Here is a 22,547-nt window from a genome sequence, read left to right on the forward strand (position 1 = left end):
GTACAACCTGAGAGTGTATTTCGGTGTTTGTTAACGAGTAACCGGGTGCCCCCTGCCCATGTTCGCCGGCATCCGGCGAACTGGCAGGGGTGTGCGCCCGCAATCCCGCTGCGCGCAAATTTCCCTTCCGGACCTGGCCGCCCCCAAGCCTGTCTTCACCACGCGTGAACGGCGGCCTACCACCTTGTCATCGGCGGCGCGGACGGCTAGCAGGCTGGAGAGCAGACCACAGGGGCCATCGATGGACGATCTTCGGGACAAGTATCTTTCCGCCATTGCCGACGCGGCGGACGAATCCGCGCTGGAATCGCTGCGGGTTCAGGCTGTGGGCAAGAAGGGCGAGATCAATCTGAAGATGCGCGAGCTGGGCAAGATGACCGCCGAAGAACGGCAGGTCGCGGGCCCGAAGCTGAACGCGCTGAAGGATGAGATCAACTCGGCCCTGGCCGCGCGCAAGGCCGCGCTGGCCGATGTCGCGCTGGACGCGCGCCTGCGCGACGAATGGCTCGACGTGACCCTGCCCGGACGCGCCGCCGGGCGGCCCATGGGCAGCGTGCATCCGATCAGCCAGGTGACCGAGGAAATCAGCGCCATCTTCGCCGATCTGGGATTCGCCGTGGCCGAAGGGCCGCAGATCGAAAGCGACTGGTACAATTTCGACGCGCTCAACATCCCGCCGCACCATCCCGCGCGGCAGGAGTTCGACACGTTCTACATGCATCGCGACGGTGGCGACAATCGCCCGCCGCATGTGCTGCGCACCCATACCTCGCCGGTGCAGATCCGCGCGATGGAGAAAACCGGCGCGCCGATCCGGGTGATCGCGCCGGGCCGGGTCTATCGGTCGGACTATGACCAGACCCACACGCCGATGTTTCACCAGATCGAAGGTCTGGCCATCGACAAGGACATCTCGATGGCGCACCTGAAGTGGGTGCTGGAGGAGTTCTTCGCCGCCTTCTTCGAGATCGACGGCATCAAGACCCGGTTCCGGGCCAGCCATTTCCCCTTTACCGAACCCTCGGCCGAGGTCGACATCCAGTGCTCCTGGGTCGATGGCCAGTTGCGCATCGGCGAAGGCGACGGCTGGATGGAGGTTCTGGGTTCGGGCATGGTGCATCCGCATGTGCTGAAATCCGCGGGCGTGGATCCCGACCAGTGGCAGGGCTTTGCCTTCGGCTTGGGGATCGACCGGCTGGCGATGCTGAAATACGGCATCCCCGATCTGCGCGCCTTCTTCGACAGTGATCTGCGCTGGCTGCGCCATTACGGGTTCAGCGCGCTGGACCGGCCGACCCTGCACGGAGGTCTCAGCCAGTGATACACGACGGCCTTGATCTGGAACGTCGCATCTTGCAGCGCATTCTGGATTGGCACGCCGAGACGGACCTCCCCGACACGGCGTTGTCGCTGTTCTGGTCCGAAGCGCCGGGTTTCTTCGACATGGCGCCCGCACCCGGCGAAGATGCCGACCATTGCTGGCACAGGTTGCAGGACACCCTGCGCGAGATGCAGAAAAAGCGGCTGATCGCCGGCACCGTGACGGTGATGGAGGTCCGCGACCTGCAGGTCGGGCCACGCGGCGTGCTGGTGCTGAAGGAACTGGAATTCGACGCGCTGAACGATCGCAAGCGGTTGCTGGAGGCCGAGCAGGACCAGTTGCGCACCGCCCAGAAAGCCGCCCATGACGAACGCGACGCGGTGTTCCGGGGCAAGCAAGAGCTGGTTCAGGCCCAGAAATCCCTGTCCGAAGTGCAGGATCGGCTGCGCGACCTGCGCGACGATCTGGATGCGGGCCGCGCAGCACTGCGGGCCGAGCAGGATGCCCTGGCCGTCGAACGCGACAAGGTCTCCCGCGCTTTGGACGAGGAACGGGCACATTTCGAGCGCTTGCTGGCCGAACGTCAGGCCGAAGCCGCCGCCGAGCAGCGCGCCGCCAGCCTCTGGCGCACCGCTGGCCTGCTGTCGCTGGTGGCCGGTGGGCTGGCCGCCCTTTTCGCCGTCAGCCAATCGGGCCTGATCTGACCGGGGCTCCCCTCCCTTGACCCGCGCCGCCGCACCCCGTCGTTTCCGCCGGGCGGGCAGGGGCGCAGCCTCCAACTCTTCCCGCCTGCGCTTCACATCCGCCCCTGCCTGCGGTAAGCGCAACGCGAACGACCGCACGGAGCTTTCGCCATGAAATTCACCCTCTCCTGGCTCAAGGAGCATCTCGACACCACGGCCACTGTGGACGAGATCGCCGAAACCCTGACCGATCTGGGGCTCGAGGTCGAAGAAGTCGTCAATCCCGCCGACCGGCTGGGCGCCTTCACGCTGGCCAAGGTGGTGAAGGCCGAGAAGCATCCCGACGCCGACAAGCTGCGGGTCTGTCAGGTCGCCACCGACAGCGGCGAGACCCAGATCGTCTGCGGTGCGCCCAATGCCCGCGAAGGCATCACCGTGGTGCTGGCGCGTCCCGGCACCTATATTCCCGGCCTCGACATGACCATCCAGGTCGGCAAGATCCGCGGCGTCGAAAGCCATGGCATGATGTGTTCCGAGCGCGAGATGGAGCTTTCGGACGAGCACAACGGCATCATCGAACTGCCCTCGGGCGAGATCGGCGAGCGTTTCATCGACTGGCTGGCGGCCAACGATCCCGCCAAGGTCGACCCTGTAGTCGAGATCGCCATTACCCCCAACCGCTCCGATGCGCTTGGCGTGCGCGGCATCGCCCGCGATCTGGCGGCGCGCGGGCTGGGCACCCTGAAACCGGCCAAGGATGTCACGGTCGAGGGCACTTTCGACAGCCCCATCGGCGTGACCATTGATGCAGGCACGCTGGATGAGGCGCCGTTGTTCCAGGGGCGGCTGATCCGGGGGGTCAGGAACGGTCCCAGCCCGGCGTGGCTGCAGGCGCGGCTCAAGGCCATCGGGCTGCGCCCGATCTCGGCGCTGGTGGATGTGACCAACTTCTTCACCTACGACCAGAACCGGCCCCTGCACGTCTTCGACGCCGACAAGGTCAGCGGCAACCTGCGGGTGCATCACGCCGAAGGCGGCGAGACCCTGACCGCGCTGGACGAGAAAGACTACACGCTGGAGCCGGGTATGGTGGTGATTTCCGACGACAGCGGCGTCGAGAGCATCGCGGGCATCATGGGTGGCTTGCCGACCGGCTGCACCGAGGAGACCGTGAATGTCTTTCTCGAAGCCGCCGTCTGGGAGCCGATCCAGATCGCCCGCACGGGACGCGCCCTGAAAATCAACTCCGACGCGCGCTATCGCAACGAACGCGGCATCGATCCGGCCTTCAACGGGCAGGCCATCGAACAGGCCACCGCGATGATCCTTGAACTCTGCGGTGGCGAGGCGTCCAAAGTCGTGACCGCCGGCGCGGTTCCGGATGTGGCACGCGCCTACAAGCTGGACACCGACCGGGTGCAATCTCTGGTGGGCATGACGATCCCGGCCGAGACCCAGCGCGCGACGCTGGAGGCCCTTGGCTTCGTGATGGACGGCGACATGGCGCAGGTGCCCAGCTGGCGCCCGGATGTGCAAGGCGAAGCCGATCTGGTCGAGGAGGTCGCGCGCGTGGCCTCGCTGACCCGTCTGGAAGGCAAGCCCCTGACCCGGCCCACGCCGCGCATTGCCCGCCCGATCCTGACGCCGATGCAGAAGCGCGAAAGCACGGCGCGCCGGGCGGCGGCGGCCCGCGGCTACAACGAATGCGTGACCTACAGCTTCATCGATCAGGTCTCGGCCGAATTGTTCGGCGGCGGCAGCGATGCCACCATGCTGGCCAACCCAATCTCTTCCGAGATGAGCCACATGCGCCCCTCGCTGCTGCCCGGCCTGCTGCAGGCGGCAGCACGCAACCAGGCGCGCGGGTTTCTGGATCTGGCGCTGTTCGAGGCCGGTCCGGTGTTCCACGGTGGAGAGCCGGACGAGCAGGAAGTGCAGATCACCGGCCTGCTGGTCGGCCAGACCGCCGCGCGTCAGGTCGGCACCGAACGCCGTCCGGTGGATGTGTTTGACGCCAAGGCCGATGCCGAGGCGATCCTTGCGGCCATCGGCGCGCCTGCCAAGGCGCAGATCCTGCGCGGCATGAACGGCTGGTGGCATCCGGGGCGGTCGGGCAAGATCTGCCTTGGGCCGAAGAAGGTTCTGGCAGGCTTTGGCGAATTGCACCCGCGCACCCTGGAAGCCATGGATGTGAAGGGCCCCGCCGTGGCCTTTGCCATCCACCTGGCCGCCGTGCCCTTCCCCAAGGCCAAGGGCGCGACCCGCCCGGCGCTGGTGCTGAACGATCTGCAAGCGGTGGAGCGCGACTTTGCCTTCGTCGTCGATGACGGGGTCGAGGCGCTGACGCTGGTCAATGCCGCTGCCGGGGCCGACAAGGCGCTGATCGAAAGCGTCCACGTGTTTGACGAATTCCGGGGCGAGAAGGCGCAGGCGCAGATGGGCGAAGGCAAGAAATCCCTTGCCATCTCGGTGCGGCTGCAACCCACCGACAAGACGCTCAAGGACAAGGACATCGAAGCCGTGGCCGACAAGATCATCGCAAAGGTGTCCAAGGCCACGGGCGGCACCCTGCGCGGCTAGGGCCGGTGGTCAGCCGCAGGGCAGGTCCGGGGCATCCTGCACCGGACCGCGCCTGACCGCCCCTCGATGGGGCGGTCAGGCGCTGCCCCCCCGCCGGCTATTTCAGCGTGATCAGCGTCACGCCGCCGATCACCATGGCCGCGCCCAGCAGCTTGGACAGGCTCAGCGGCGATTGCGCCATGCCGAACAGCCCAAGCTGGCCAAAGACCATCCCGGCCAGAACCTGGCCCGACACCAGCAGCACAAAGAACACCCCCAGCCCCAGCCGTGGGATCAGGTAGGACGATCCCAGGATCATCCCCGCGCTCATGATTCCGGCGCTCAGCAGCCACAGCGGAACGGTGCCGATCTTCTGGAAATCCGCCGCACGGCTGCCGGTCGCCAGTGCGATGGCGACCGAACTGACAAAAGCGATGGCGAAGAAGGGCACATTGGCCAATGATCCCGAGCCCAGGATCTGAGCCGACCGCGCGATCATCGGGAAATAGATCGACACGATGGCCCCAAGAACCAGGGCCAGCGTAATGGTTGCAATTGTCATGTTGGTCTCCTTTTCACAGCGCCAGCATGAGACAGGACACGCAGGTCACCAAGGGAAACCCGTGTTTCAGGCAATCTCCAGATGCCGGGCCAGCAGGTCAAAGACCAGCCGAATGCGGCGGCTGGTGTGGATCTCGCGATGGGTGGTCAGCCAGACCGGAAACTTCAGCGGCTCCACCTGCGGCAGCAGCCGAACCATTCCCGACGCCTGCCCGACGGCATCCGACATCATCAGGATGCCCAGCCCCCGCCGCACGCATTCCCAGGCCACCAGCCCGTTTTGCGAGTTCAGCTTGAAGTTCTCGCGCGCCACCGGATAGCCGAGGCCCTGCAGATGATCGCGCATCATGGCGGGATCGCCGAAACTGATGAAATCATGCCCAGCCAGATCCTCGACCCGCTGCGGCCGCCCACGGGTGCGCAGATAGTCGGGCGCGGCGTAAAGGCTGGCCGAGGCCTCGCCCAGCAGCCGCGCGACCAGATCGGGCTGGCTCGGGCGCACATGGCGGATGGCGACATCGGCCTCGCGGCGCATCAGGTCGCGAATGTCATTGACCGCGATGACATCGATTTCCAGCATCGGGGCCTGCCGGCGCAATTCGCCAAGGATCGGCACCAGATGGTAGGCCGAGAAGATATCCGACGCGGTGATCCGCACCAGCCCGTCAATGGATTGCGCCTGCCCCGAGGCTGCCAGCGCCACGCGTGTCGCGGCCTCGCCCATGGCGCGCACCGGCTCCAGCAGGTCGGCCCCGGCGCGGGTCAGCGTCAGCGATTTTCCCACCCGTTCGAACAGCAACACGCCCAGTTCTTCCTCCAGCGCGGCCACCTGTCGGCCCAGCGTCGGCTGCGTCAACCCCAGCTTGCGCGCGGCGGCTGACAGCGAGCCTTCCTCAGCCGTGGCCAGAAAAGCGCGCGCGCGGGTCCAGTCAAAGTTCGCGAGGGGATCTTTCATGCAAATCTGTATAACGTATCCACGAATTTCGGCAATTCTTCCGGGGTTTTCGTATGAGTATGCTGCGTGCAGACATTGCATGAGGGTTCACATGAAAGACGCTACACAATTCTGGGACGGAGTCGCGCCCGGCTACGCCAAGTCCCGGATCCGGGACATGGATGCTTACACCTACACGCTGGACCGCACCCGATCCTATCTGCGCGACAGTGACCGGGTGCTGGAACTGGGCTGCGGCACCGGCTCTACCGCGTTGCAACTGGCCGATGGGGTCGGCAGCTATCTGGCCACGGATCTGTCCGGCGCGATGATCGGCATCGGGCGCGACAAGGCCACCGTGCAGGGCGCGGACAACCTGGCGTTTCGCCAGTGCGACGCGCTGGCCGCAGGGGTCGAGGGGCCGTTCGATGCGGTTCTGGGGCTCAACCTTTTGCACCTGGTGCCGGATGCGCGCGCGGTTATGGCCCGTGCCCATGAGCTGCTGGCCCCCGGCGGGCTGCTGATCACCAAGACGCCCTGCCTGACCGACCGCAACACGCCGCTGAAAATCCGCGCCATGCTGCTGGCCCTGCCGATCGCGCAACTGCTGGGCAAGGCCCCTGCGGTCAACTTTCTGAAGATCGCCGAACTGGAAGAGGCGACCACTGCGGCAGGGTTCGACATCATCGAGACCGGCAACTATCCGGCCCGGCCCCCCAGCCGCTATATCGTCGCGCGCAAGCGCTAGGCCGGCGGGCGCGCCGGAAACCGCCCCAGGCGGGGCTTGGCGCGCCGCGCCCCCCGGTTTAGGGAAAGGCGCAGCAAAGGGAGAATGGCATGGCATTGAAAGTTTACCTCTCGGGAGAGATCCACACTGACTGGCGCGAACAGATCGTCGAGGGATCCTCGGATCTGGACGTGCAGTTCGACAGCCCGGTCACCGATCACGACGCCAGCGACGATTGCGGCGTGGCGATCCTGGGCGGCGAGGACAGCAAGTTCTGGCATGACCACAAGGGCGCCAAGGTGAACGCCATCCGCACCCGCAAAGGCATTGCCGATGCCGATGTGGTGGTCGTGCGCTTTGGCGAGAAATACAAGCAGTGGAACGCGGCCTTCGACGCGGGCTATGCCGCCGCGCTTGGAAAGTCGCTGATCGTGCTGCATGGGGCCGATCACCAGCACCCGCTGAAAGAGGTCGATGCCGCCGCACTGGCCGTGGCCGAGACGCCGCAGCAGGTGGTGCAGATCCTGCGCTACGTGCTGACCGGGTACCTGCCGGGCTGACCCCGGCGGCGCGCGGCCCGGTCCCGGATCAGGGGCAGGGCTGCGCGGCGAAGGCGGCGTGGCTTTCGGGGTATTTCATCGCCGACATCATCCACGCGACCTGGGTGTCGTCATAGGCGTTCACATATTGCCAGGCGATCTGCCCGTCGGGCGTCAGTTCCAGCGCCCGTCCGGCATCGGTTTCGGCCATCAGCACGTTGCCATTGTCCAGCATCTGGTGCTTGCCCCGGAACGGGGTGTAGAAATCCTCGCCGCCCTCGGTCGGCCAGAGGGTTGCCGTGGCCCGCGTGACCGGGTCGATCTGCAGGATGCGGCTGCCGCCCAGCAGGGTGGTCCAGCCGGTATCGGCGCGTGGCTCGGCCAGGGGGCGGTTGTCGAACAGGGTGATGGTGCCATCGGGCTGGAAGTCCGGATCATGGGCGCCGCTCATCGGTCCGGTCATCCACCATTTCAGATCCATCGTCTGGCCGTCGAGGATCCAGATCTGGTTCTTGTTGCGCGCGTTGATCATCAGGTCGCCGGCCTCGAACAGCGGGAAGGCATCGGCCATCTCGGGGCGCAGAACTTCGACGTCATTGACGTGCAGCACATCCGTGGGCGTGTTGCGCAGCGCCGACACAATCCCCTGATATCCCGCGCGGACCAGCGGATCCTTCAGATCCAGATCTTCGCGCAGGGCGCCGTCGTCGGGAGAAAAGCCACGCACCCGGTCAAAGCGCAGGGGCGTATCGGCAAGGCGGGGTTCCACCTCCATCTCGCCGCTGGCCGGGGTCCAGATGGTACCGTCGGGGGCAATGTCGATGGCATGATGCGGGCGCAGCGCGTTCTGCCATACGATCTCGCCACACCGGGAAATGCGCATCAGGCCCTGGCCATCCAGATTGGCCAGGATGTCGCCGTTCTCGTACAGATGCGCGCCGTGGATCAGGGTGTGGAACTTGTGGGCCTTTTCGTCGAAATCGACCTCGAACAGGTCGATGGGCCATTGGTACAACTGCGCGCCATCGGCCGCGTAAAGCCGGGCGGTGAAATCGCCGTCGAACAGGCTGACCAGAAAGGTCACGCCGGGCTGGACCTGATCGGGCAGGGGCACGCTGATGCCGGGTGGTTGGTCCCGCAGGGGGGCCAGGTGCTGCACCGGGGCGACGCCGACCATGGCCTTGCCTTCGGCGTATAGCGTGCGGGCGGTCTGGATTGCCTGCTGGATCTGCGGATAGGGCGGCAGTTTCCAGACCCCCAGAAGGGCGCCCAGAAAGACCCCCAACACCAGACCCGACGCGATGGGGATGAAAAACTCGAAAAAACTGCGAAGTCGCGACATGACTGCCCTGCCCCTGAATGCCGGTGAAACCTTAGCGCGCGGGCGCGGCAGTGCCACCGGAAAAAGCCGGTAATCCGGATGCGCGTATTATCGCAGGTCGGGCCTGTGCGTTGAGGGCGAGCGCCCGGGCCCGGAAGGGGCAAGCCCCTTCGCGGTGCCCGGCCGCGGCCCGGCACGGGCCGGGCGGTGCAGCTTCAGGCGTTGGGATCTGCGGGCACGGCCCAGCCGCGTTGCACGGCGGGGCGCGCGTTGAAACGGTCGAGGTAGGCCGTGACGTTTCCAAAGTCGGACATGCCGACCAGTTCGCCCGCCTTGTAGAATCGGTCGAGCGCTTCCAGCCACGGCGCGATGGCAATGTCGGCGATGGAATAGTCGCCAGCGATCCAGTCACGATCCGCAAGCTGGGTGTCGAGCACGTTCAGAAGGCGTTTGGCCTCGGCGACGTAACGCTCGCGCGGGCGGGGGTCTTCGATCTCGGATCCTGCGTAGCGGTGGAAATAGCCCAACTGCCCGAACATCGGCCCGACGCCACCCATCTGGAACATCAGCCATTTCAGGACGTCGTATTTCTGCGACGCGGTCTGGCCCAGCAGTTTGCCCGACTTCTCGGCCAGGTAGATCAGGATGGCACCGCTTTCGAACAGGGCGATCGGCGTGCCATCGGGCCCATTGGGGTCCAGGATCGCCGGGATCTTGTTGTTCGGGTTGAGCGACAGGAACTCGGGGCTTTTCACATCCTCGGGCGCCAGCGTGACGCGGTGCGCCTCGTAGGCGATGCCCAGTTCCTCCAGCGCGATGGAGACCTTCACCCCGTTGGGCGTGCCCAGGGAATACAGCTGCAGGACCGTCGGATCGCTGGCGGGCCAGCGTTGGGTGATCAGAAACTGGGAGAGATCGGAAAACGTGCTGTGAACGGTCATGACAGATCCTTCTTCTTGTTGCCGATAACCTATGCGCAGGGGACACGAATGTAAGGTGCAGGGGTGCAGAGCATCTGTGCAGATCCGAAGGGCCGGCCCGGGATTTCGATTGAGTATTTCAGCCAAAGAGAAAGATCGCGACCGGCACCGGGGCCACGGCGAGGGCAACGGTCAGGACAAAGCCATGCAACGAGAACAGGCGGCAGAACCCGGCGATCAGGCTGATGCCGCCGCCGCCGCCGATGACGAAGTTGCCCGGCAGGTTCAGCGCCACGGCAAGGATCACGAACCGGCACGACAGCAGCCGGGGCCGCGAGGAGCGCGTCAGGATGGCAAGGCGGGCTTCGGTGTCCAGCGGTTGCAACCGGCGCAGCAGGTCGGCCATGCGGGTCAGCCGGAGGCGCGACAGCAGCGCGATGACGCGGGTTTCCGGCAGGCAGCGGCCGATCAGGAAGGCTAGTGTCAGCGCCAGCACCGTGCACAGGTAGATCAGCGGTGCAATCCCGGCACCGAGGGCCATCATCAGCCCCAGCCCGATCTCGACCCCCGGAACGAAGGGGATCATCAACAGCACCACATAGGCCAGCATCGCCCCCCAGACCAGACCGTGGCGCAGCGGGTGCGCGCCCTCGGCCAATGCGCCCGGAAGATGCGCAAGCACCCAGTCGCTGGTATGCCGGGCGGCCAGGATCAGCGCCAGCAGCAGGACCAGACGCATAAGCAGTCCGGCCCAGGAAAAGGGGCGTCCGGGGTTTGGCATGGGAACGGTCCAAAGGGTGCCGAATGGCAGCAAGACCCCGGAACCTTGCCGCAGATGGGGGGAAAACACCAGCACGGCAGCACGGGAGGCCCTGAAAACAACAAACCCCCGGGCGGAAGCCACGGGGGTCGTCATGGCGACAATGCCGCCGGTTCGCTGTCGAAAGACTTAAAGAAGACCTTCGCGCTGCGCCTTTTTACGGGCGAGTTTGCGGGCACGGCGGATGGCCTCGGCCTTCTCGCGTGCTTTCTTCTCGGACGGTTTCTCGAAATGCTGCTTGAGCTTCATTTCGCGGAACACGCCTTCGCGCTGAAGTTTCTTCTTCAGGGCGCGGAGGGCCTGATCGACATTGTTGTCGCGAACGCTGACCTGCATAGTGGTGTCACCACCTTCCTAGTTTAAAGTTGCATGAATCGCAGGAAGTGGCCGTATAGCAAAGGCCACCTATGTTGTCTAGCAGCGTCAGAGACATCCGAGGACCCCATGACCCAACCCACGCAGACCCCGCGCGAGGTAAAAGATACCCTTCTGGCGGCGATCGAACCGCATGTGCCCTTCGACGGCTGGACCGAGTCCGCCTTCGTGGCGGCGGTGCGGGAATCGGGCATCGCACCGGCGGTGGCACGCGGCATCTGCCCGCGAGGGGCGGTAGATCTGGCGGTGCATTACCACAAGATGGGCGACGAGGAGATGCTGCGGCGGATCCGGGCCGCCGACATGGGCGAAATGAAGTTCCGCGAGAAGGTCGCCGCCGCCGTGCGCTTCCGGCTGGAGGCAGTGACGGATCGCGAGATGGTGCGGCGGGGCGCAACCCTGTTTGCCCTGCCCAATTACGCGGCCGACGGCGCCAGGGCGGTCTGGGACACAGTAGATGCGATCTGGACCGCGCTGGGGGATTCGTCCGACGACATCAACTGGTACACCAAGCGCGCCACCCTCAGCGCGGTATATTCCTCGACTGTTCTGTATTGGCTGGGCGATGACAGCCCGGAATATGCCCGCACCTGGGCTTTTCTGGATCGCCGCATCGAAGGCGTAATGCAGTTCGAGAAGTTCAAGGCGCAGGTCAACAAGAACCCGTTGCTGAAACCGCTTTTCGCCGGGCCGAACTGGGCGCTAAGCTGGGTCAAGGCACCGACACGGGTGCCGAACACGGACTTGCCCGGAAGCTGGTCCGAACCCAGGAATTGAGCGCCCCGGTCTGCACGGGGCGGAAAGGAAAACCGACCCATGCCCCTGCCTGACGCAATGCGCGCCGTGGAGATTTCCCAGCCCGGCGGCCCCGAAGTGCTGCGCACGGTGACGCGGCCGATGCCCGAACCGGGTCCGTCGGACATTCTGATCCGTGTGTCCTGGGCCGGGGTGAACCGCCCCGATGCCCTGCAACGTGCCGGCGCCTATGCCCCGCCGCCCGGTGCCTCGGATTTGCCGGGGCTGGAAGCGGCGGGGGAGGTCGTGGCGGTGGGCGCCGAGGTGACCCGCTGGCAGGTGGGCGATCACGTCTGCGCCCTGTTGCCCGGCGGTGGCTATGCCGAATACGTGGCGACACCCGCCGATCACGCGCTGCCGGTGCCTGCCGGTCTGACGCTGGATCAGGCCGCCTGCCTGCCCGAGACCTTCTTCACCGTCTGGTCAAACGTCTTCATGCGGGCCGGTCTGCGCGCGGGCGAGACCCTGCTGGTACACGGCGGGTCCTCGGGCATTGGCACCACGGCGATCCAACTGGCCACGGCCTTTGGCGCGCGGGTGTTCACCACCGCCGGCACGCCCGAGAAATGCCGCATCTGCGAGCGGCTGGGGGCCGAGCGCGCGATCAACTATCGCGAGGAAGACTTCGTAGAGGTGCTGAAGGCCGACGGCGGCGCGCATGTGATCCTCGACATGGTGGGCGGCTCATATATTCCGCGCAACATCCGGGCCCTGCGGACCGAGGGGCGGCTGGTACAGATCGCCTTTCTGGAAGGCCCCAAGGCGGAGTTGAACTTCGCGCAGGTGATGAAGCGGCGGCTGGTCATCACCGGCTCGACCCTGCGGCCGCAAAGCGATGCGGCCAAGGCCGAGATCGCGCGGCAGCTTGAGGAGAAGGTCTGGCCGCTGCTGGGCAGCGGCGACCTGGGGCCGGTCATGGACAGCGAGTTCGCACTGGACGACGCTGCCGATGCGCATGCGCGGATGGAAAGCAGCGCCCATATCGGAAAGATCGTCCTGAAGGTCGCAGGCTGACGCTTCAGGCCGCGGCGGCATCCTTCAGCTTGCGACGCACAAGATCGATGTGCACCCGCAGGGTATAGGCGTTTTCGCGGTACTTCGACGGCACCTGCACCGATTTGGCTTCCTGTTCGATGGAATCCAGCTGGGCATACAGTTCTTCACGGCGCGCTTCGGTCATGGCGCCCTCGGCCTCCTGATCGATGGCCACCAACTGGTTGTAGCGGCGGTAGATGCGGGCGCGCATCTGCCATTCGTACAGGCTGGGCACCATGCGCATCAGGGGCACCAGCAGCACCAGCAGCGGCACCAGAAGCAGGGTGACGCGGGTGATCTGGGCCGCGACCCAATAGGGCATGTGCCGGTCCAGATAGCTGGGGCCTTTCTGCAGCAGGGTTTCGGCCTGCGAGTTCATCGGCAGGATGGTGCCCTCGGCCATGGGGAATTCCAGTTCGGAGCTGAGCAGCACCGGGCCGGAATGGATTTCCTGTGCGGCGCGCACCAGCCGGTCCACCAGCGCCGGGTGCATGTCGCCCTGCGCCACCAGCGTGGCCATCATGGCGGTCAGGGCGATGCGCTCTTCCGGGATTTCCTTTGCATAGTCCAGGGCCGAGGGCGGGATGTCGGCGGGCCGGACGTAGCCGACCCTGCGGGTCAGGGCCTCGGTATCGCGCAGCGAACTGATGTTGATGCGCGGATCGGTCAGAAGCGGCGCCAGATAGGGGGCGTCGATGGGCGCCACGAAGATCGCCACATCCACATCGCCTGCCAGCAGGGCCTCGGCGGCATCGCGCCCGCCGACCGGGTGCAGATCCTCGTAGTGGATCTTCAGCCCCAGTGTCTGCGCGGTGCTGTCGATGGCGGCGCGGGTGCCGCTGCCGGGCTCGCCCGCCGCAACCCGCAGGTCGGGCCAGTTGTTGGGATCGGCGGCGTCGATGAAATCGCTGCGATAGAAGATCAGGAAGGGTTCCAGGAACACCGCGGCAAGCGAGGCAAGCCCGGTGGCCTTGGTGATCGGCACGCCGCCCTGGATCAGTGCCACATCGGCCTCGCCCCGGGCCAGCAGGCGTGAATTTTCCATCGACCCGGCGGTGTCGAGAATATCAAGGGTGATGCCATCGCGCCCAAGGATCGTGCGGTATTGCTCGGCGTAGGTATAGTAGCCGCCGCCGGGCCGCCCCGCCGCCATTGTCAGATGATCCGGCGGCACAAGTTCGCGAAGACCCGACAGGGCGATGAAGGCGGCGATCAGCCCGCCGATCAGGGTCAGCGGCAGCAATAGAGGGCCAAGATTGGACAGGATGCGGCGCATGTCATTCTCCGGTCGGGGGGCGTTCCCTGCCCCTGTTTACCCCTAAACGCAGCTGAGCCAAAGAAAACCCCCGGATCGGAGGTCTGGAAAAAAACCATAGCTATATGGGGGCATGTCGTGGCTTAGTTGTGGTTAACTATGCGTTAACTATGGGGAGGGGCCCGTATGTCAGAGACTCCGAAAGCCCGGATATTGTCGGACCTGTTCGCCGGGGCCGGGATGGGCCTGCTTCTGGGCACGGTCATGGGGCTGACCACCACTCCGGTTGTTTCGGTGGTGGTGGGCGCCCTGGCGGCTCTTCTGGGCGTGTTCATGGGGCTGGATGGGTCGGGCGACGACAGCGGCCGCACGCCGCGTGTCAACGGTGTCCGCATCGGTGCCTTGGGCGCGGCGGCAGTGATCGGATTCGGGCTGGGGCTGTACGTGCGCATCAACAATCCGCTGGCGGAATCGCCCGTCGATCAGATGGCCCGCTGGGCCGAGGCGCTGCCCGAGGATCCGACGTTGGCCAAGCAGATGATGCTGTACGAACGGACCGGCATTTCGCCCGAGGCCTTCACCTATGGCGACACAACCCCGGCCGGGCCGGTGGTGGCGGTGATGAATGAAGAGGCGGTGAAGGCCAAATCGGCGATCCTGTTCTCGTCGCTCAGCAAGTACGACGCCTGTTCCAAGCTGGACCCGGAAGAATACGGCACCCCGGCGGATGTCTTGGCGCTTTATGCGCGCTCGACCGCCCCGGCGATGCTGAAGCGGATCAAGGCCGAAATCGAGGCACTGGACCCCGAGATGCAGCCCGCCGCCGTGATCACCGCGCATCTGGTGCTCTGCGCCGTTCAGGATGCCGAAGATGAAGAGGAGGATGGGCCATGATCTGGATGTTGCGAACCGCCGCCCTGGCCCTGACGCTTGTGGCGATGATGGTGCCCCCGGCGCTGGCCGACAGCCGGCAGTCGGTGGTGCGGGTCAAATGCCTGCTGGCAAACGGCGGCGAGATGAAGGCCACGGGCTTCATCTGGCCCAAGAAGGGCCAGATGGTCACCGCGCTGCATGCGGTGGCGGGCTGTCAGGAAATCGAAGTCTACAGCCAGAAGGCCAAGCGCAGCACCGTCGCCACCCAGGCCCTGACCGTCGATCTTGAGGCCGATCTGGCGCTGCTGCAACTGGCAGACGATCTGGGACTTGAGCCGGTTCCTCACGTCGACCGCGAACCCGACCTGTCGCGGCCCTTCATGACCTGGGGCTATCCGCTGGTGCAGAAGAAGGTGATCGGCCACAAGATCGAATTCGGTCTGGGGCTGGACAGCAACATCACCACCATCGGGCAGGCCTTCGAGGGTGACGAGATCAAGGAGCTGTTCAAGCACCAGTCCTATCCCGGCAAGGCGACCCAGATCCTGCGGGTGACCAGCACCATCCAGCCCGGCCATTCCGGCGCCCCGATCTTCGACGAGCGGGGCCATGTGGTGGCCATTGCCGACGGCGGGCTGCTGGGCGGCTTCCGGGGCATCAACTGGTCAATCCCGGCGCATATCTACCTGATCAACCTTCCCTATTCCCAGGACCCGATCCCGCAGGAAGCGTCGGATTGGGCTGGCCTGTTCAGCGCGACCCAACCCGGCAAGGCCAAGCCCTCGTCGGGCGAGGCGGTGTTCGGCGAAGATCCCGTTGCACCCCAGCACGGCGGTGAAGGTCTGGATCCCGCGCCGGCGGCCGAGCCCGAGTACCTGGGCGATCCCCAGTTCTTCCTGGGCGACGGCAGCGGGCCCTACCTGCTGCGGCAGGTGACGCTGCGCGAGGCGCTGGACTACATGTTCTTCGTGCAGCAGGACAGTTTCTACGCGACCGAGATTCAGAACCTGATGTGGGATGACGCGCTGCTGGAGGACGTCTGGTTCAACGTCTATCAGGATCCCACCACCGGCGGCACGCTGGCCTTCCCGTCGTGGGTGACCATCGACTGGCTGCCGGACGGCAATTACATCTGGGCCTACAGCAACGACTACCTGTACCAGATGACCGCCTATTTCCGGCAGGAAGAGACCTTTGAAAACGCGATGAGCCATATCTATGGCCATTCCCAGTGGATCGACGGCTTCGCGCAATGGTCCGAAAACTGGCCCAGCCAGATGACCGATCCGATGATCGACTATGAATGGGAGCACGCGGATTACAGCCGGTCCCACGTCGGGTTTGAAGCCGAAATGAACCGTCAGGCCTTCTTCATGGAGACCAGCACGGTGCGCGGCAGCGCCTTCCTTGGGGCCTCGTCACGCGCCCCCTATCCCGACGCCGGCCCGGCACAGCACGAACAGTTCAACGCCTTGGTGATGGAGGCCGGGATGGTCTACCTGACCAGCCTTGTCGATCTGCAGGACTGGGCGTGGGACTATGATCGCAGGTATCTGGAACGGCAGGGCATCGGCGAGGGCACGGTTGTCGGCTTTGGCAACGACAGCGACCTGACCCTGGTGCGCCAGATGAGCCTGCGGCAGGCGCTGGAGTACATCCGCTACCTGAACGAACATGATCCCTTCATCGGCGAGATCGAGAACATGCTCTGGGACGAGTCGCTGAAGGACGAGATCTGGTTCAACGTCTATGAAGACGGGCTGACCGGGGCCACCGTCGCCGTGCCGTCCTGGATGGCGATGGAATGGAACAACGACACCGGGATGCTGTTTGCCTATAACGACACCGACACGCTGGAAATGGCGGTGGCGGTGCTGCCTGGCGACAGTTTCGACGGCGCATTGGAACAGTTGTCACATCACGTCACGGACCTGCACGACTGGGCCGAGTGGTACGAGGCCAGCCCGCGGGACTTCCAGTGGGACTACTTCACGCCGGATGATCAATACGCGGTTTATACCGGCTTCTACTATGGCCAGGACAATGCCACCGGCCGTGACGGGGACATGCTGATGCATCTGGCGGTGCTGAATGACGTCTTCCTGGGAACAACCGTATTCATGACACCGCTGGGCGAAGAACCGGCCGAGGAAGTGGTGCTTGAGGCCATGATGATGGAGATATCGGCCCGCTACCTGTCGGCTTTCGCCTCGTTCTGAGTCCGCGAGTGGGTTAGCGCAAGGAACACGTCTTCCAGATCGGGCTCCTCGGTGGCCACGTCGCGCAGGGTGATGCCGGCGTCGCGCACCCGGTCCAGAATTGCACCGGGCGAGGTTTCTGAGCGCGAATAGGCAAAGGCCAGCGTGCCGCCGGGCCGCTGTGTGGCGGTGACGCCGGCGATCTCGGGCAACGGTCCCTGCGGGGCGGTTTCCGGGGTGATGACAAGGGTCTTGGCATCCAGCCGGGCCAGCAGGTTGGCGGTGCTGTCCTGCACGATCTTCTCGCCGTGATTGACGATGGCGATCTCGTCACACATCTCTTGCGCTTCTTCCAGGTAGTGGGTGGTCAGGATGATGGTCATGCCGTCGTCGTTCAACTTGCGCACGTTGCGCCACAGCATCTGCCGCAACTCGATATCGACCCCGGCGGTGGGTTCGTCCAGTACCAGCACATGCGGATGATGCACCAGCGCCTTGCCCAGCAGCAACCGCCGCCGCATCCCGCCCGACAGCGACCGGGCATAGGCATCGGCCTTGTCCGACAGGCCGACCATGGCCAGGATCTCGTCGGTGCGCCGCTGCGACCGGGGAATGCCGTACAGCCCTGCCTGCACCTCCATCGCACCGCGCGGCGAGAAGAACGGATCGAGGTTCAGCTCCTGCGGCATGACGCCGATGGCAGCGCGCGACTGGCGCGGGTTCACATCCTGATCGAAGCCCCAGATCGACACTTGCCCTGCGGTCTTGTTGACCAGCCCGGCAAGAATGTTGATGAGGGTCGATTTGCCCGCCCCGTTCGGCCCCAGAAGCCCGAAGATGGACCCTTGCGGAATGGTCAGGTCGATGCCCTTCAGCGCCTCTTTCGCCGGGGAATTGCCCTGCGCGGCATAGGTTTTGGTCAGGCCGGTGATCTCGATGGCGTTGCGGGACATGAGAGGCTCCTGCTGGGGGCGATCCTGCGCAGATAGCCCTCCGATGGCCGAACCTCAACCCGCGGGCTGACCGTTGCCGCGTGCGGGGTGCCCTGAATTGCCGCAAGCCGCCGCGAAGGCTTGCCGCGCGGGCGTCTTTCGGTATCTTGGCGCGGCACGACGCCAGCCCTTGACGGGCAGCACAAAGCGAGGACCCGCATCATGAGCATCCAGCCCCCCGAAACCGAAGTGGTCGACACCTTCCGTGTGGCCTGCGACGGCGGCGAAGGCGCGCTTGGCCACCCGCGGGTCTGGCTGTCGATCCCGAGGGATCGCGGTTGGGTCGAATGCCCCTATTGCGACAAGAAGATCATTCACAAGGACGCCGCCGAGGCCAACTGAGCGGCGCGGGTGGCGGGGCCTATTGCGCCCGCACCATGCATCCGGCCCCTTGCGACCGCAGACGCGCGCACAGCGCCTGCGCGGCCTGGCGCGTGGTCAGGCCGACCTGGGCTGCGTGGAACGGGCGCGTGGATCCGGGCAGGCGATGTTTGGCCACGGCCATCCGGGTTCCGGCAAACAGCGACTCGTTGGCGTGGTAGACCACGTTGCCGCGCCGCCGCGCCATGTCCTTGCGCGGATGGGCGGCGAAGATCACCAGCCAGGGTGCCGCATCGGGGGCGATGATCTGTGACGGCGGCGCCTTCTGCGTGGCCAGCGCAAGACAGGCGTCGTGAAAGCTGGGCCCGAAGGGGGCGGCAAACCGGGGCATCCGGGTCGGGCGTGCCGGGGGCGGCGGGGCGTCGGGCGCGATCCAGATCTCGACCGGCTGGCCGGTGATCGTCACCACATAGGCGCGGGTTTCGCCGGGCAGACCGGACTCCCCGGCCAGATAGCGCCGCAGCCGGTTCTCGCCACCATTGTAAGCCGCCGCTGCCAGCCCGAGGTTGCCGAACCGCTGCTCCAGATCCTTCAAATAGGCGGCAGAGGCCTCGACCGCCGGGGCCGGATCGAAAGGATCCTCCAGATCACGCAGATCGGCGGTGGAGGGGATGAACTGGGCGATACCCTGTGCGCCCGCTGGACTGATGGCGCGGGAACTGAACCGGCTTTCCTGCCACAGCAGACGCGCCAGGAAATGCGCATCCAGTTGCTCCTGCGCCGCCGCAGCCTCGATCACCCGGCACAGGTCGGGGGCATAGCTGGGCAGCCGGATGCACAGGCGGCCGTCCGCGGTGCAGGACGCCTCCATTCGCTGCACGGGCCTTGGGCGCGGCGGCGGCAATGACAGATCGGGCCGTTCCGCCGGGCGAGCGGTCATCGGCAAGGCGGTGATCTGGCGGCGCGGCACGGCGGGCGTGGCCTCGGGCACATCGGGGCGCGGCAAGGGGGGGGTGACCTGTTCGGGATCGGTCGCTGGCGCGGCCTCGGTGTCCGGTTGGGACGCGGTCTCATCGGCCGCTTTGGTGGCAGGATCCGGCTCTGACGCTGTCTGGGGCGCTGTGACCGGGGCGGGGGTGGCCTTGGTTGCCGGCGCATCCCCGGTCTCGGGGCGCGCCAGCGGGCGGGCCGAAACCACCGACTCCTCGGCCGTTGCGGCGGGACGCGGCAGCGGTTGCGCCCATGCGCCGGTCGCCGCCAGCCACCCGGCAATCGCCAGCGGCCAAAGGTGCCCGCACCGGCGTGCCGGGTCGCGATTCTGCGGAAAACGCCTTGCCATTCGCGTGCCTGTGCCCGTTGCGTCCCCTGCACCCTATCGGGGGTCCGGGGGCGGGTCGACTCTCGGTGCAACAATCGAAATTCGGGTCGCCAGCGGCGCGCCGCTCCTATAGGTCAGGGGACACGGCATTCACATGGCAGACAGGGGCACGGCGCGGCATGTTCGGAAAAGGTCACCATCTTCACCTGATCGACGGATCGGCCTTCATCTTCCGCGCCTATCACGCGCTGCCCCCCCTGACGCGCAAATCCGACGGGCTGCCCATCGGCGCGGTCTCGGGCTTCTGCAACATGCTGTTCCGTTACATCGAGGGCAATACCGGCCCGGACGCACCCACCCATGCCGCGGTGATCTTCGACCATTCCGGCAAGAGCTTCCGCAACGAGATCTACGACCTTTACAAGGCCAACCGCCCGCCTGCGCCCGAGGATCTGGTGCCGCAGTTCCCGCTGACGCGCGAGGCCACCCGCGCCTTCAACATCGCCTGCCACGAGATCGAGGGATTTGAAGCCGACGACATCATCGCCACGCTGGCCTGCCGCGCCCGCGATGCCGGGGGCCGCGTTACCATCCTGAGTTCCGACAAGGATCTGATGCAGCTTGTGGGCGGCGGGGTCGAGATGCTGGACGCCATGAAGAACGCCCGCATCGATGTCGAGGGCGTCGAGGCCAAGTTCGGTGTCGGCCCGGACCGCGTGGTCGATGTGCAGGCGCTGGCCGGTGACAGTGTCGACAACGTGCCCGGCGCGCCGGGCATCGGCATCAAGACCGCCGCGCAGTTGATCAACGACTTCGGCGATCTGGAAACGCTGCTGGCGCGGGCCGATGAGATCAAGCAGCCCAAGCGCCGCCAGACCCTGATCGAGAAGGCCGACCAGATCCGCATGTCCAAGCGGCTGGTGCAGTTGGATTGCGACATGGAGCTGGACTTCGGTCTTGAGGATCTTGAGGTCCATGAACCCGATCCCGAGGCCCTGCTGAGCTTCCTCGCGACCATGGAATTCCGCACACTGACCAAGCGCATCGCGACGCAACTGGGCGTCGATGAGCCCGAGATCGCGGTGCCGGTCGACAGTCCCGCCGCCGCCGTAGCCGAAGAAATCCCCTTCGATGCTGCCAACTATGAAACCGTCCGCGACGCGGCGGCGCTGCAACGCTGGATCGACCTGATCTACGACCGTGGCTGGGTGGCGGTGGATACCGAAACCACCTCGTTGAACGAAATGCGCGCTGAATTGGTGGGCATCTCGCTGGCGGTGGTGGCCGGATCGGCCTGCTACATTCCGATCACCCACAAGGCCAGCGCCGAGGATGGTCTGTTCGGCTCGGACGATCTGGCCGAGGGGCAGATGCCGATGGAGGAGGTGCTGGCGATGCTGACGCCGGTGCTGGAGGATCCCGCGATCCTGAAAATCGGCCAGAACATGAAGTACGACGCCAAGATCTTTGCCAACATGGGCGTCGCCGTGGGCCCGGTCGATGACACGATGCTGCTGTCCTACGCCCAGCACGGCGGGTTGCACGGGCATGGCATGGATTACCTGTCCGACCGCTATCTGAATCACAAGCCGATCCCGATCAAGCCGCTGCTGGGGTCGGGAAAATCCGCCATCACCTTCGACCGCGTGCCCATCGACAAGGCCACGCCCTATGCCGCCGAAGATGCCGATATCACCCTGCGTCTGTGGCACCACCTGAAGCCGGGGCTGCACCGGTCCCGCGTCACCACCGTCTATGAAACGCTGGAACGCCCGCTGATCCCGGTGCTGGCGCAGATGGAGCGCGCCGGCATCAAGGTCGATCGCGATACGCTCAGCCGCATGTCGAACGCCTTTGCCCAGAAAATGGCGGGGCTGGAGGCCGAGATCCACGACTTGGCCGGCGAAACCTTCAACGTCGGCTCGCCCAAACAGTTGGGCGAGATCCTGTTCGACAAGATGTCCCTGCCCGGTGGCAAGAAGGGCAAGACCGGGGCCTATTCCACCGGGGCCGACATTCTGGAAGATCTCGCGACCGAGCACGAATTGCCGCGCCGGGTGCTGGACTGGCGCCAGTTGTCCAAGCTGAAATCGACCTACACCGACGCGCTGCAGGAACACATCAACCCCGACACCGGGCGGGTGCACACCTCGTACATGATCGCCGGGGCGGCGACCGGGCGGCTGGCCTCAACCGATCCGAACCTGCAGAACATCCCGATCCGCAGCGAAGAGGGCCGCCGCATTCGCGAAGCTTTCGTTGCCCCCGAGGGCCGCACGCTGGTCAGCCTCGACTATTCCCAGATCGAACTGCGCATCCTGGCCCATGTGGCCGATATCGACAGCCTGAAGCAGGCGTTCCGCGACGGGCTCGACATCCATGCGCTGACCGCGTCGGAAATGTTCAACGTGCCGCTGGAAGAGATGACCCCGGACGTGCGCCGTCAAGCCAAGGCCATCAACTTCGGGGTGATCTATGGCATCTCGGGCTTCGGCCTGGCCCGCAACCTGCGCATTCCGCGCGCCGAGGCGCAGGGCTTCATCGACCGTTATTTCGAACGTTTCCCCGGCATCCGCGCCTATATGGACGACACCGTCGCCTTCGCCAAAGAGCACGGCCATGTGGAAACCCTGTTCGGCCGCCGCATCCACACCCCCGAGATCGCCGCCAAGGGCCCCAAGGCCGGCTTTGCCAAGCGCGCCGCCATCAACGCGCCCATCCAGGGCACGGCGGCGGATGTGATCCGCCGCGCCATGGTGCGGATGCCCGACGCCATCGACGGCATTCCGGCCCAGATGCTGCTGCAGGTCCACGATGAATTGATCTTCGAGGTGGATCAGGGTGCCGAAGAGGTGCTGATCGACCGGGTGCGCGAGATCATGGAAGATGCCGCCATGCCTGCCGTCAAGCTGGATGTGCCACTGGTTGTGGACGCCGGTCAGGGCAAGAATTGGGCCGAGGCGCACTAGGGGGGCGGTGGCCTGTCCCGTGGCGCGTCGA

20 protein-coding genes are annotated in these 22,547 nt (G+C 65.6%); 11 read left to right on the forward strand and 9 right to left on the reverse strand.

The window, feature by feature from the left end; translation table 11 throughout:
- Positions 1–241 precede the first annotated feature (241 nt).
- From pheS to pheT, 3 genes are all read left to right on the forward strand, one after another.
- Complete coding sequence (gene pheS / locus H8B03_RS03985; RefSeq protein ID WP_193140441.1) at positions 242–1,321, forward strand: phenylalanine--tRNA ligase subunit alpha; 1,080 nt, start codon at positions 242–244, stop codon at positions 1,319–1,321.
- Entirely contained in the window at positions 1,318–2,025 is a 708-nt protein-coding gene (locus H8B03_RS03990; protein WP_193140442.1) for a hypothetical protein, read from the forward strand. Before pheS ends, H8B03_RS03990 begins: the two co-directional genes overlap by 4 nt.
- 150 nt (positions 2,026–2,175) lie before the next feature.
- Positions 2,176–4,584, forward strand: coding sequence for a phenylalanine--tRNA ligase subunit beta (pheT, locus tag H8B03_RS03995; RefSeq protein ID WP_193140443.1), 2,409 nt, complete (start codon positions 2,176–2,178; stop codon positions 4,582–4,584).
- Between the two features lie 97 nt (positions 4,585–4,681).
- On the opposite strand, the gene H8B03_RS04000 is transcribed toward pheT, so the two are convergent.
- Positions 4,682–5,125 carry a DMT family transporter gene (locus H8B03_RS04000; RefSeq protein ID WP_193140444.1) on the reverse strand — a complete coding sequence of 148 codons (444 nt, stop codon included), beginning with the start codon at positions 5,123–5,125 and terminating at the stop codon, positions 4,682–4,684.
- 66 nt (positions 5,126–5,191) lie between these two features.
- Positions 5,192–6,079, reverse strand: a complete 888-nt coding sequence (locus H8B03_RS04005; protein ID WP_193140445.1) for a LysR family transcriptional regulator — start codon at positions 6,077–6,079, stop codon at positions 5,192–5,194.
- Positions 6,080–6,170: 91 nt separating this feature from the next.
- On the opposite strand from H8B03_RS04005, the gene H8B03_RS04010 reads away from it, so the two are divergent.
- Positions 6,171–6,806, forward strand: a complete 636-nt coding sequence (locus tag H8B03_RS04010; protein ID WP_193140446.1) for a class I SAM-dependent methyltransferase — start codon at positions 6,171–6,173, stop codon at positions 6,804–6,806.
- Positions 6,807–6,895: 89 nt separating this feature from the next.
- A complete protein-coding gene (locus H8B03_RS04015; protein ID WP_193140447.1) occupies positions 6,896–7,345 on the forward strand; it encodes a YtoQ family protein in 450 nt (149 codons plus the stop codon).
- Between the two features lie 28 nt (positions 7,346–7,373).
- Here the strand turns inward: H8B03_RS04015 and H8B03_RS04020 are convergent, their stop codons facing one another.
- The 4 genes from H8B03_RS04020 to rpsU form a co-directional block, all read right to left on the reverse strand.
- The gene (locus tag H8B03_RS04020) at positions 7,374–8,666 is read right to left on the reverse strand and encodes an arylsulfotransferase family protein (RefSeq protein WP_193140448.1); all 1,293 of its coding nucleotides are present in this window, start codon (positions 8,664–8,666) and stop codon (positions 7,374–7,376) included.
- 194 nt (positions 8,667–8,860) lie between these two features.
- Entirely contained in the window at positions 8,861–9,586 is a 726-nt protein-coding gene (locus H8B03_RS04025) for a glutathione S-transferase N-terminal domain-containing protein (RefSeq protein WP_193140449.1), read from the reverse strand.
- A 118-nt stretch (positions 9,587–9,704) separates the two neighbouring features.
- Entirely contained in the window at positions 9,705–10,346 is a 642-nt protein-coding gene (locus H8B03_RS04030) for a hypothetical protein (protein WP_193140450.1), read from the reverse strand.
- Positions 10,347–10,514: 168 nt separating this feature from the next.
- Positions 10,515–10,721 carry a 30S ribosomal protein S21 gene (gene rpsU / locus H8B03_RS04035; protein ID WP_005614280.1) on the reverse strand — a complete coding sequence of 69 codons (207 nt, stop codon included), beginning with the start codon at positions 10,719–10,721 and terminating at the stop codon, positions 10,515–10,517.
- Positions 10,722–10,829: 108 nt separating this feature from the next.
- Between rpsU and H8B03_RS04040 the strand changes: the two genes are divergently transcribed.
- A complete protein-coding gene (locus H8B03_RS04040; protein ID WP_193140451.1) occupies positions 10,830–11,537 on the forward strand; it encodes a COQ9 family protein in 708 nt (235 codons plus the stop codon).
- Positions 11,538–11,576: 39 nt separating this feature from the next.
- Complete coding sequence (locus H8B03_RS04045; RefSeq protein WP_193140452.1) at positions 11,577–12,569, forward strand: NAD(P)H-quinone oxidoreductase; 993 nt, start codon at positions 11,577–11,579, stop codon at positions 12,567–12,569.
- Positions 12,570–12,573: 4 nt separating this feature from the next.
- Here the strand turns inward: H8B03_RS04045 and H8B03_RS04050 are convergent, their stop codons facing one another.
- Positions 12,574–13,866 carry a TAXI family TRAP transporter solute-binding subunit gene (locus H8B03_RS04050; RefSeq protein ID WP_193140453.1) on the reverse strand — a complete coding sequence of 431 codons (1,293 nt, stop codon included), beginning with the start codon at positions 13,864–13,866 and terminating at the stop codon, positions 12,574–12,576.
- A gap of 165 nt (positions 13,867–14,031) precedes the next feature.
- On the opposite strand from H8B03_RS04050, the gene H8B03_RS04055 reads away from it, so the two are divergent.
- Together H8B03_RS04055 and H8B03_RS04060 are read left to right on the forward strand one after the other, a co-directional pair.
- On the forward strand, positions 14,032–14,739 hold the full coding sequence (locus H8B03_RS04055) for a hypothetical protein (RefSeq protein ID WP_193140454.1): 708 nt from the start codon (positions 14,032–14,034) through the stop codon (positions 14,737–14,739).
- The gene (locus tag H8B03_RS04060) at positions 14,736–16,937 is read left to right on the forward strand and encodes a serine protease (protein ID WP_193140455.1); all 2,202 of its coding nucleotides are present in this window, start codon (positions 14,736–14,738) and stop codon (positions 16,935–16,937) included. Before H8B03_RS04055 ends, H8B03_RS04060 begins: the two co-directional genes overlap by 4 nt.
- On the opposite strand, the gene H8B03_RS04065 is transcribed toward H8B03_RS04060, so the two are convergent.
- Positions 16,910–17,869 (reverse strand): ABC transporter ATP-binding protein, encoded by a 960-nt coding sequence (locus tag H8B03_RS04065; protein ID WP_193140456.1) that lies wholly within the window; start codon positions 17,867–17,869, stop codon positions 16,910–16,912. The genes H8B03_RS04060 and H8B03_RS04065 overlap by 28 nt on opposite strands.
- Before the next feature lie 201 nt (positions 17,870–18,070).
- On the opposite strand from H8B03_RS04065, the gene H8B03_RS04070 reads away from it, so the two are divergent.
- Positions 18,071–18,250, forward strand: a complete 180-nt coding sequence (locus H8B03_RS04070) for a zinc-finger domain-containing protein (RefSeq protein WP_193140457.1) — start codon at positions 18,071–18,073, stop codon at positions 18,248–18,250.
- Positions 18,251–18,269: 19 nt separating this feature from the next.
- Here H8B03_RS04070 and H8B03_RS04075 read toward each other — a convergent pair whose 3' ends face one another.
- Positions 18,270–19,568, reverse strand: coding sequence for a lytic transglycosylase domain-containing protein (locus tag H8B03_RS04075; RefSeq protein ID WP_193140458.1), 1,299 nt, complete (start codon positions 19,566–19,568; stop codon positions 18,270–18,272).
- A gap of 158 nt (positions 19,569–19,726) precedes the next feature.
- On the opposite strand from H8B03_RS04075, the gene polA reads away from it, so the two are divergent.
- A complete protein-coding gene (gene polA, locus H8B03_RS04080) occupies positions 19,727–22,516 on the forward strand; it encodes a DNA polymerase I (RefSeq protein WP_193140459.1) in 2,790 nt (929 codons plus the stop codon).
- The last annotated feature ends 31 nt before the right edge of the window (positions 22,517–22,547 follow it).

This window comes from Meridianimarinicoccus sp. MJW13, from assembly GCF_014901205.1.
GTDB lineage: Bacteria > Pseudomonadota > Alphaproteobacteria > Rhodobacterales > Rhodobacteraceae > Meridianimarinicoccus.

Excerpts from the sequence above, each read along its gene's own strand:
- H8B03_RS04000 (WP_193140444.1), bottom strand. The coding sequence starts at position 5,125 with ATGACAATTGCAACCATTACGCTGGCCCTGGTTCTTGGGGCCATCGTG.
- H8B03_RS04070 (WP_193140457.1), top strand. The coding sequence starts at position 18,071 with ATGAGCATCCAGCCCCCCGAAACCGAAGTGGTCGACACCTTCCGTGTG.
- H8B03_RS04020 (WP_193140448.1), bottom strand. The coding sequence starts at position 8,666 with ATGTCGCGACTTCGCAGTTTTTTCGAGTTTTTCATCCCCATCGCGTCG.
- H8B03_RS04055 (WP_193140454.1), top strand. The coding sequence starts at position 14,032 with ATGTCAGAGACTCCGAAAGCCCGGATATTGTCGGACCTGTTCGCCGGG.
- H8B03_RS04040 (WP_193140451.1), top strand. The coding sequence starts at position 10,830 with ATGACCCAACCCACGCAGACCCCGCGCGAGGTAAAAGATACCCTTCTG.
- pheS (WP_193140441.1), top strand. The coding sequence starts at position 242 with ATGGACGATCTTCGGGACAAGTATCTTTCCGCCATTGCCGACGCGGCG.
- H8B03_RS04030 (WP_193140450.1), bottom strand. The coding sequence starts at position 10,346 with ATGCCAAACCCCGGACGCCCCTTTTCCTGGGCCGGACTGCTTATGCGT.
- H8B03_RS04005 (WP_193140445.1), bottom strand. The coding sequence starts at position 6,079 with ATGAAAGATCCCCTCGCGAACTTTGACTGGACCCGCGCGCGCGCTTTT.
- H8B03_RS04010 (WP_193140446.1), top strand. The coding sequence starts at position 6,171 with ATGAAAGACGCTACACAATTCTGGGACGGAGTCGCGCCCGGCTACGCC.
- H8B03_RS04065 (WP_193140456.1), bottom strand. The coding sequence starts at position 17,869 with ATGTCCCGCAACGCCATCGAGATCACCGGCCTGACCAAAACCTATGCC.
- H8B03_RS04045 (WP_193140452.1), top strand. The coding sequence starts at position 11,577 with ATGCCCCTGCCTGACGCAATGCGCGCCGTGGAGATTTCCCAGCCCGGC.
- pheT (WP_193140443.1), top strand. The coding sequence starts at position 2,176 with ATGAAATTCACCCTCTCCTGGCTCAAGGAGCATCTCGACACCACGGCC.
- H8B03_RS04060 (WP_193140455.1), top strand. The coding sequence starts at position 14,736 with ATGATCTGGATGTTGCGAACCGCCGCCCTGGCCCTGACGCTTGTGGCG.
- H8B03_RS04075 (WP_193140458.1), bottom strand. The coding sequence starts at position 19,568 with ATGGCAAGGCGTTTTCCGCAGAATCGCGACCCGGCACGCCGGTGCGGG.
- H8B03_RS04025 (WP_193140449.1), bottom strand. The coding sequence starts at position 9,586 with ATGACCGTTCACAGCACGTTTTCCGATCTCTCCCAGTTTCTGATCACC.
- polA (WP_193140459.1), top strand. The coding sequence starts at position 19,727 with ATGTTCGGAAAAGGTCACCATCTTCACCTGATCGACGGATCGGCCTTC.
- rpsU (WP_005614280.1), bottom strand. The coding sequence starts at position 10,721 with ATGCAGGTCAGCGTTCGCGACAACAATGTCGATCAGGCCCTCCGCGCC.
- H8B03_RS04015 (WP_193140447.1), top strand. The coding sequence starts at position 6,896 with ATGGCATTGAAAGTTTACCTCTCGGGAGAGATCCACACTGACTGGCGC.
- H8B03_RS04050 (WP_193140453.1), bottom strand. The coding sequence starts at position 13,866 with ATGCGCCGCATCCTGTCCAATCTTGGCCCTCTATTGCTGCCGCTGACC.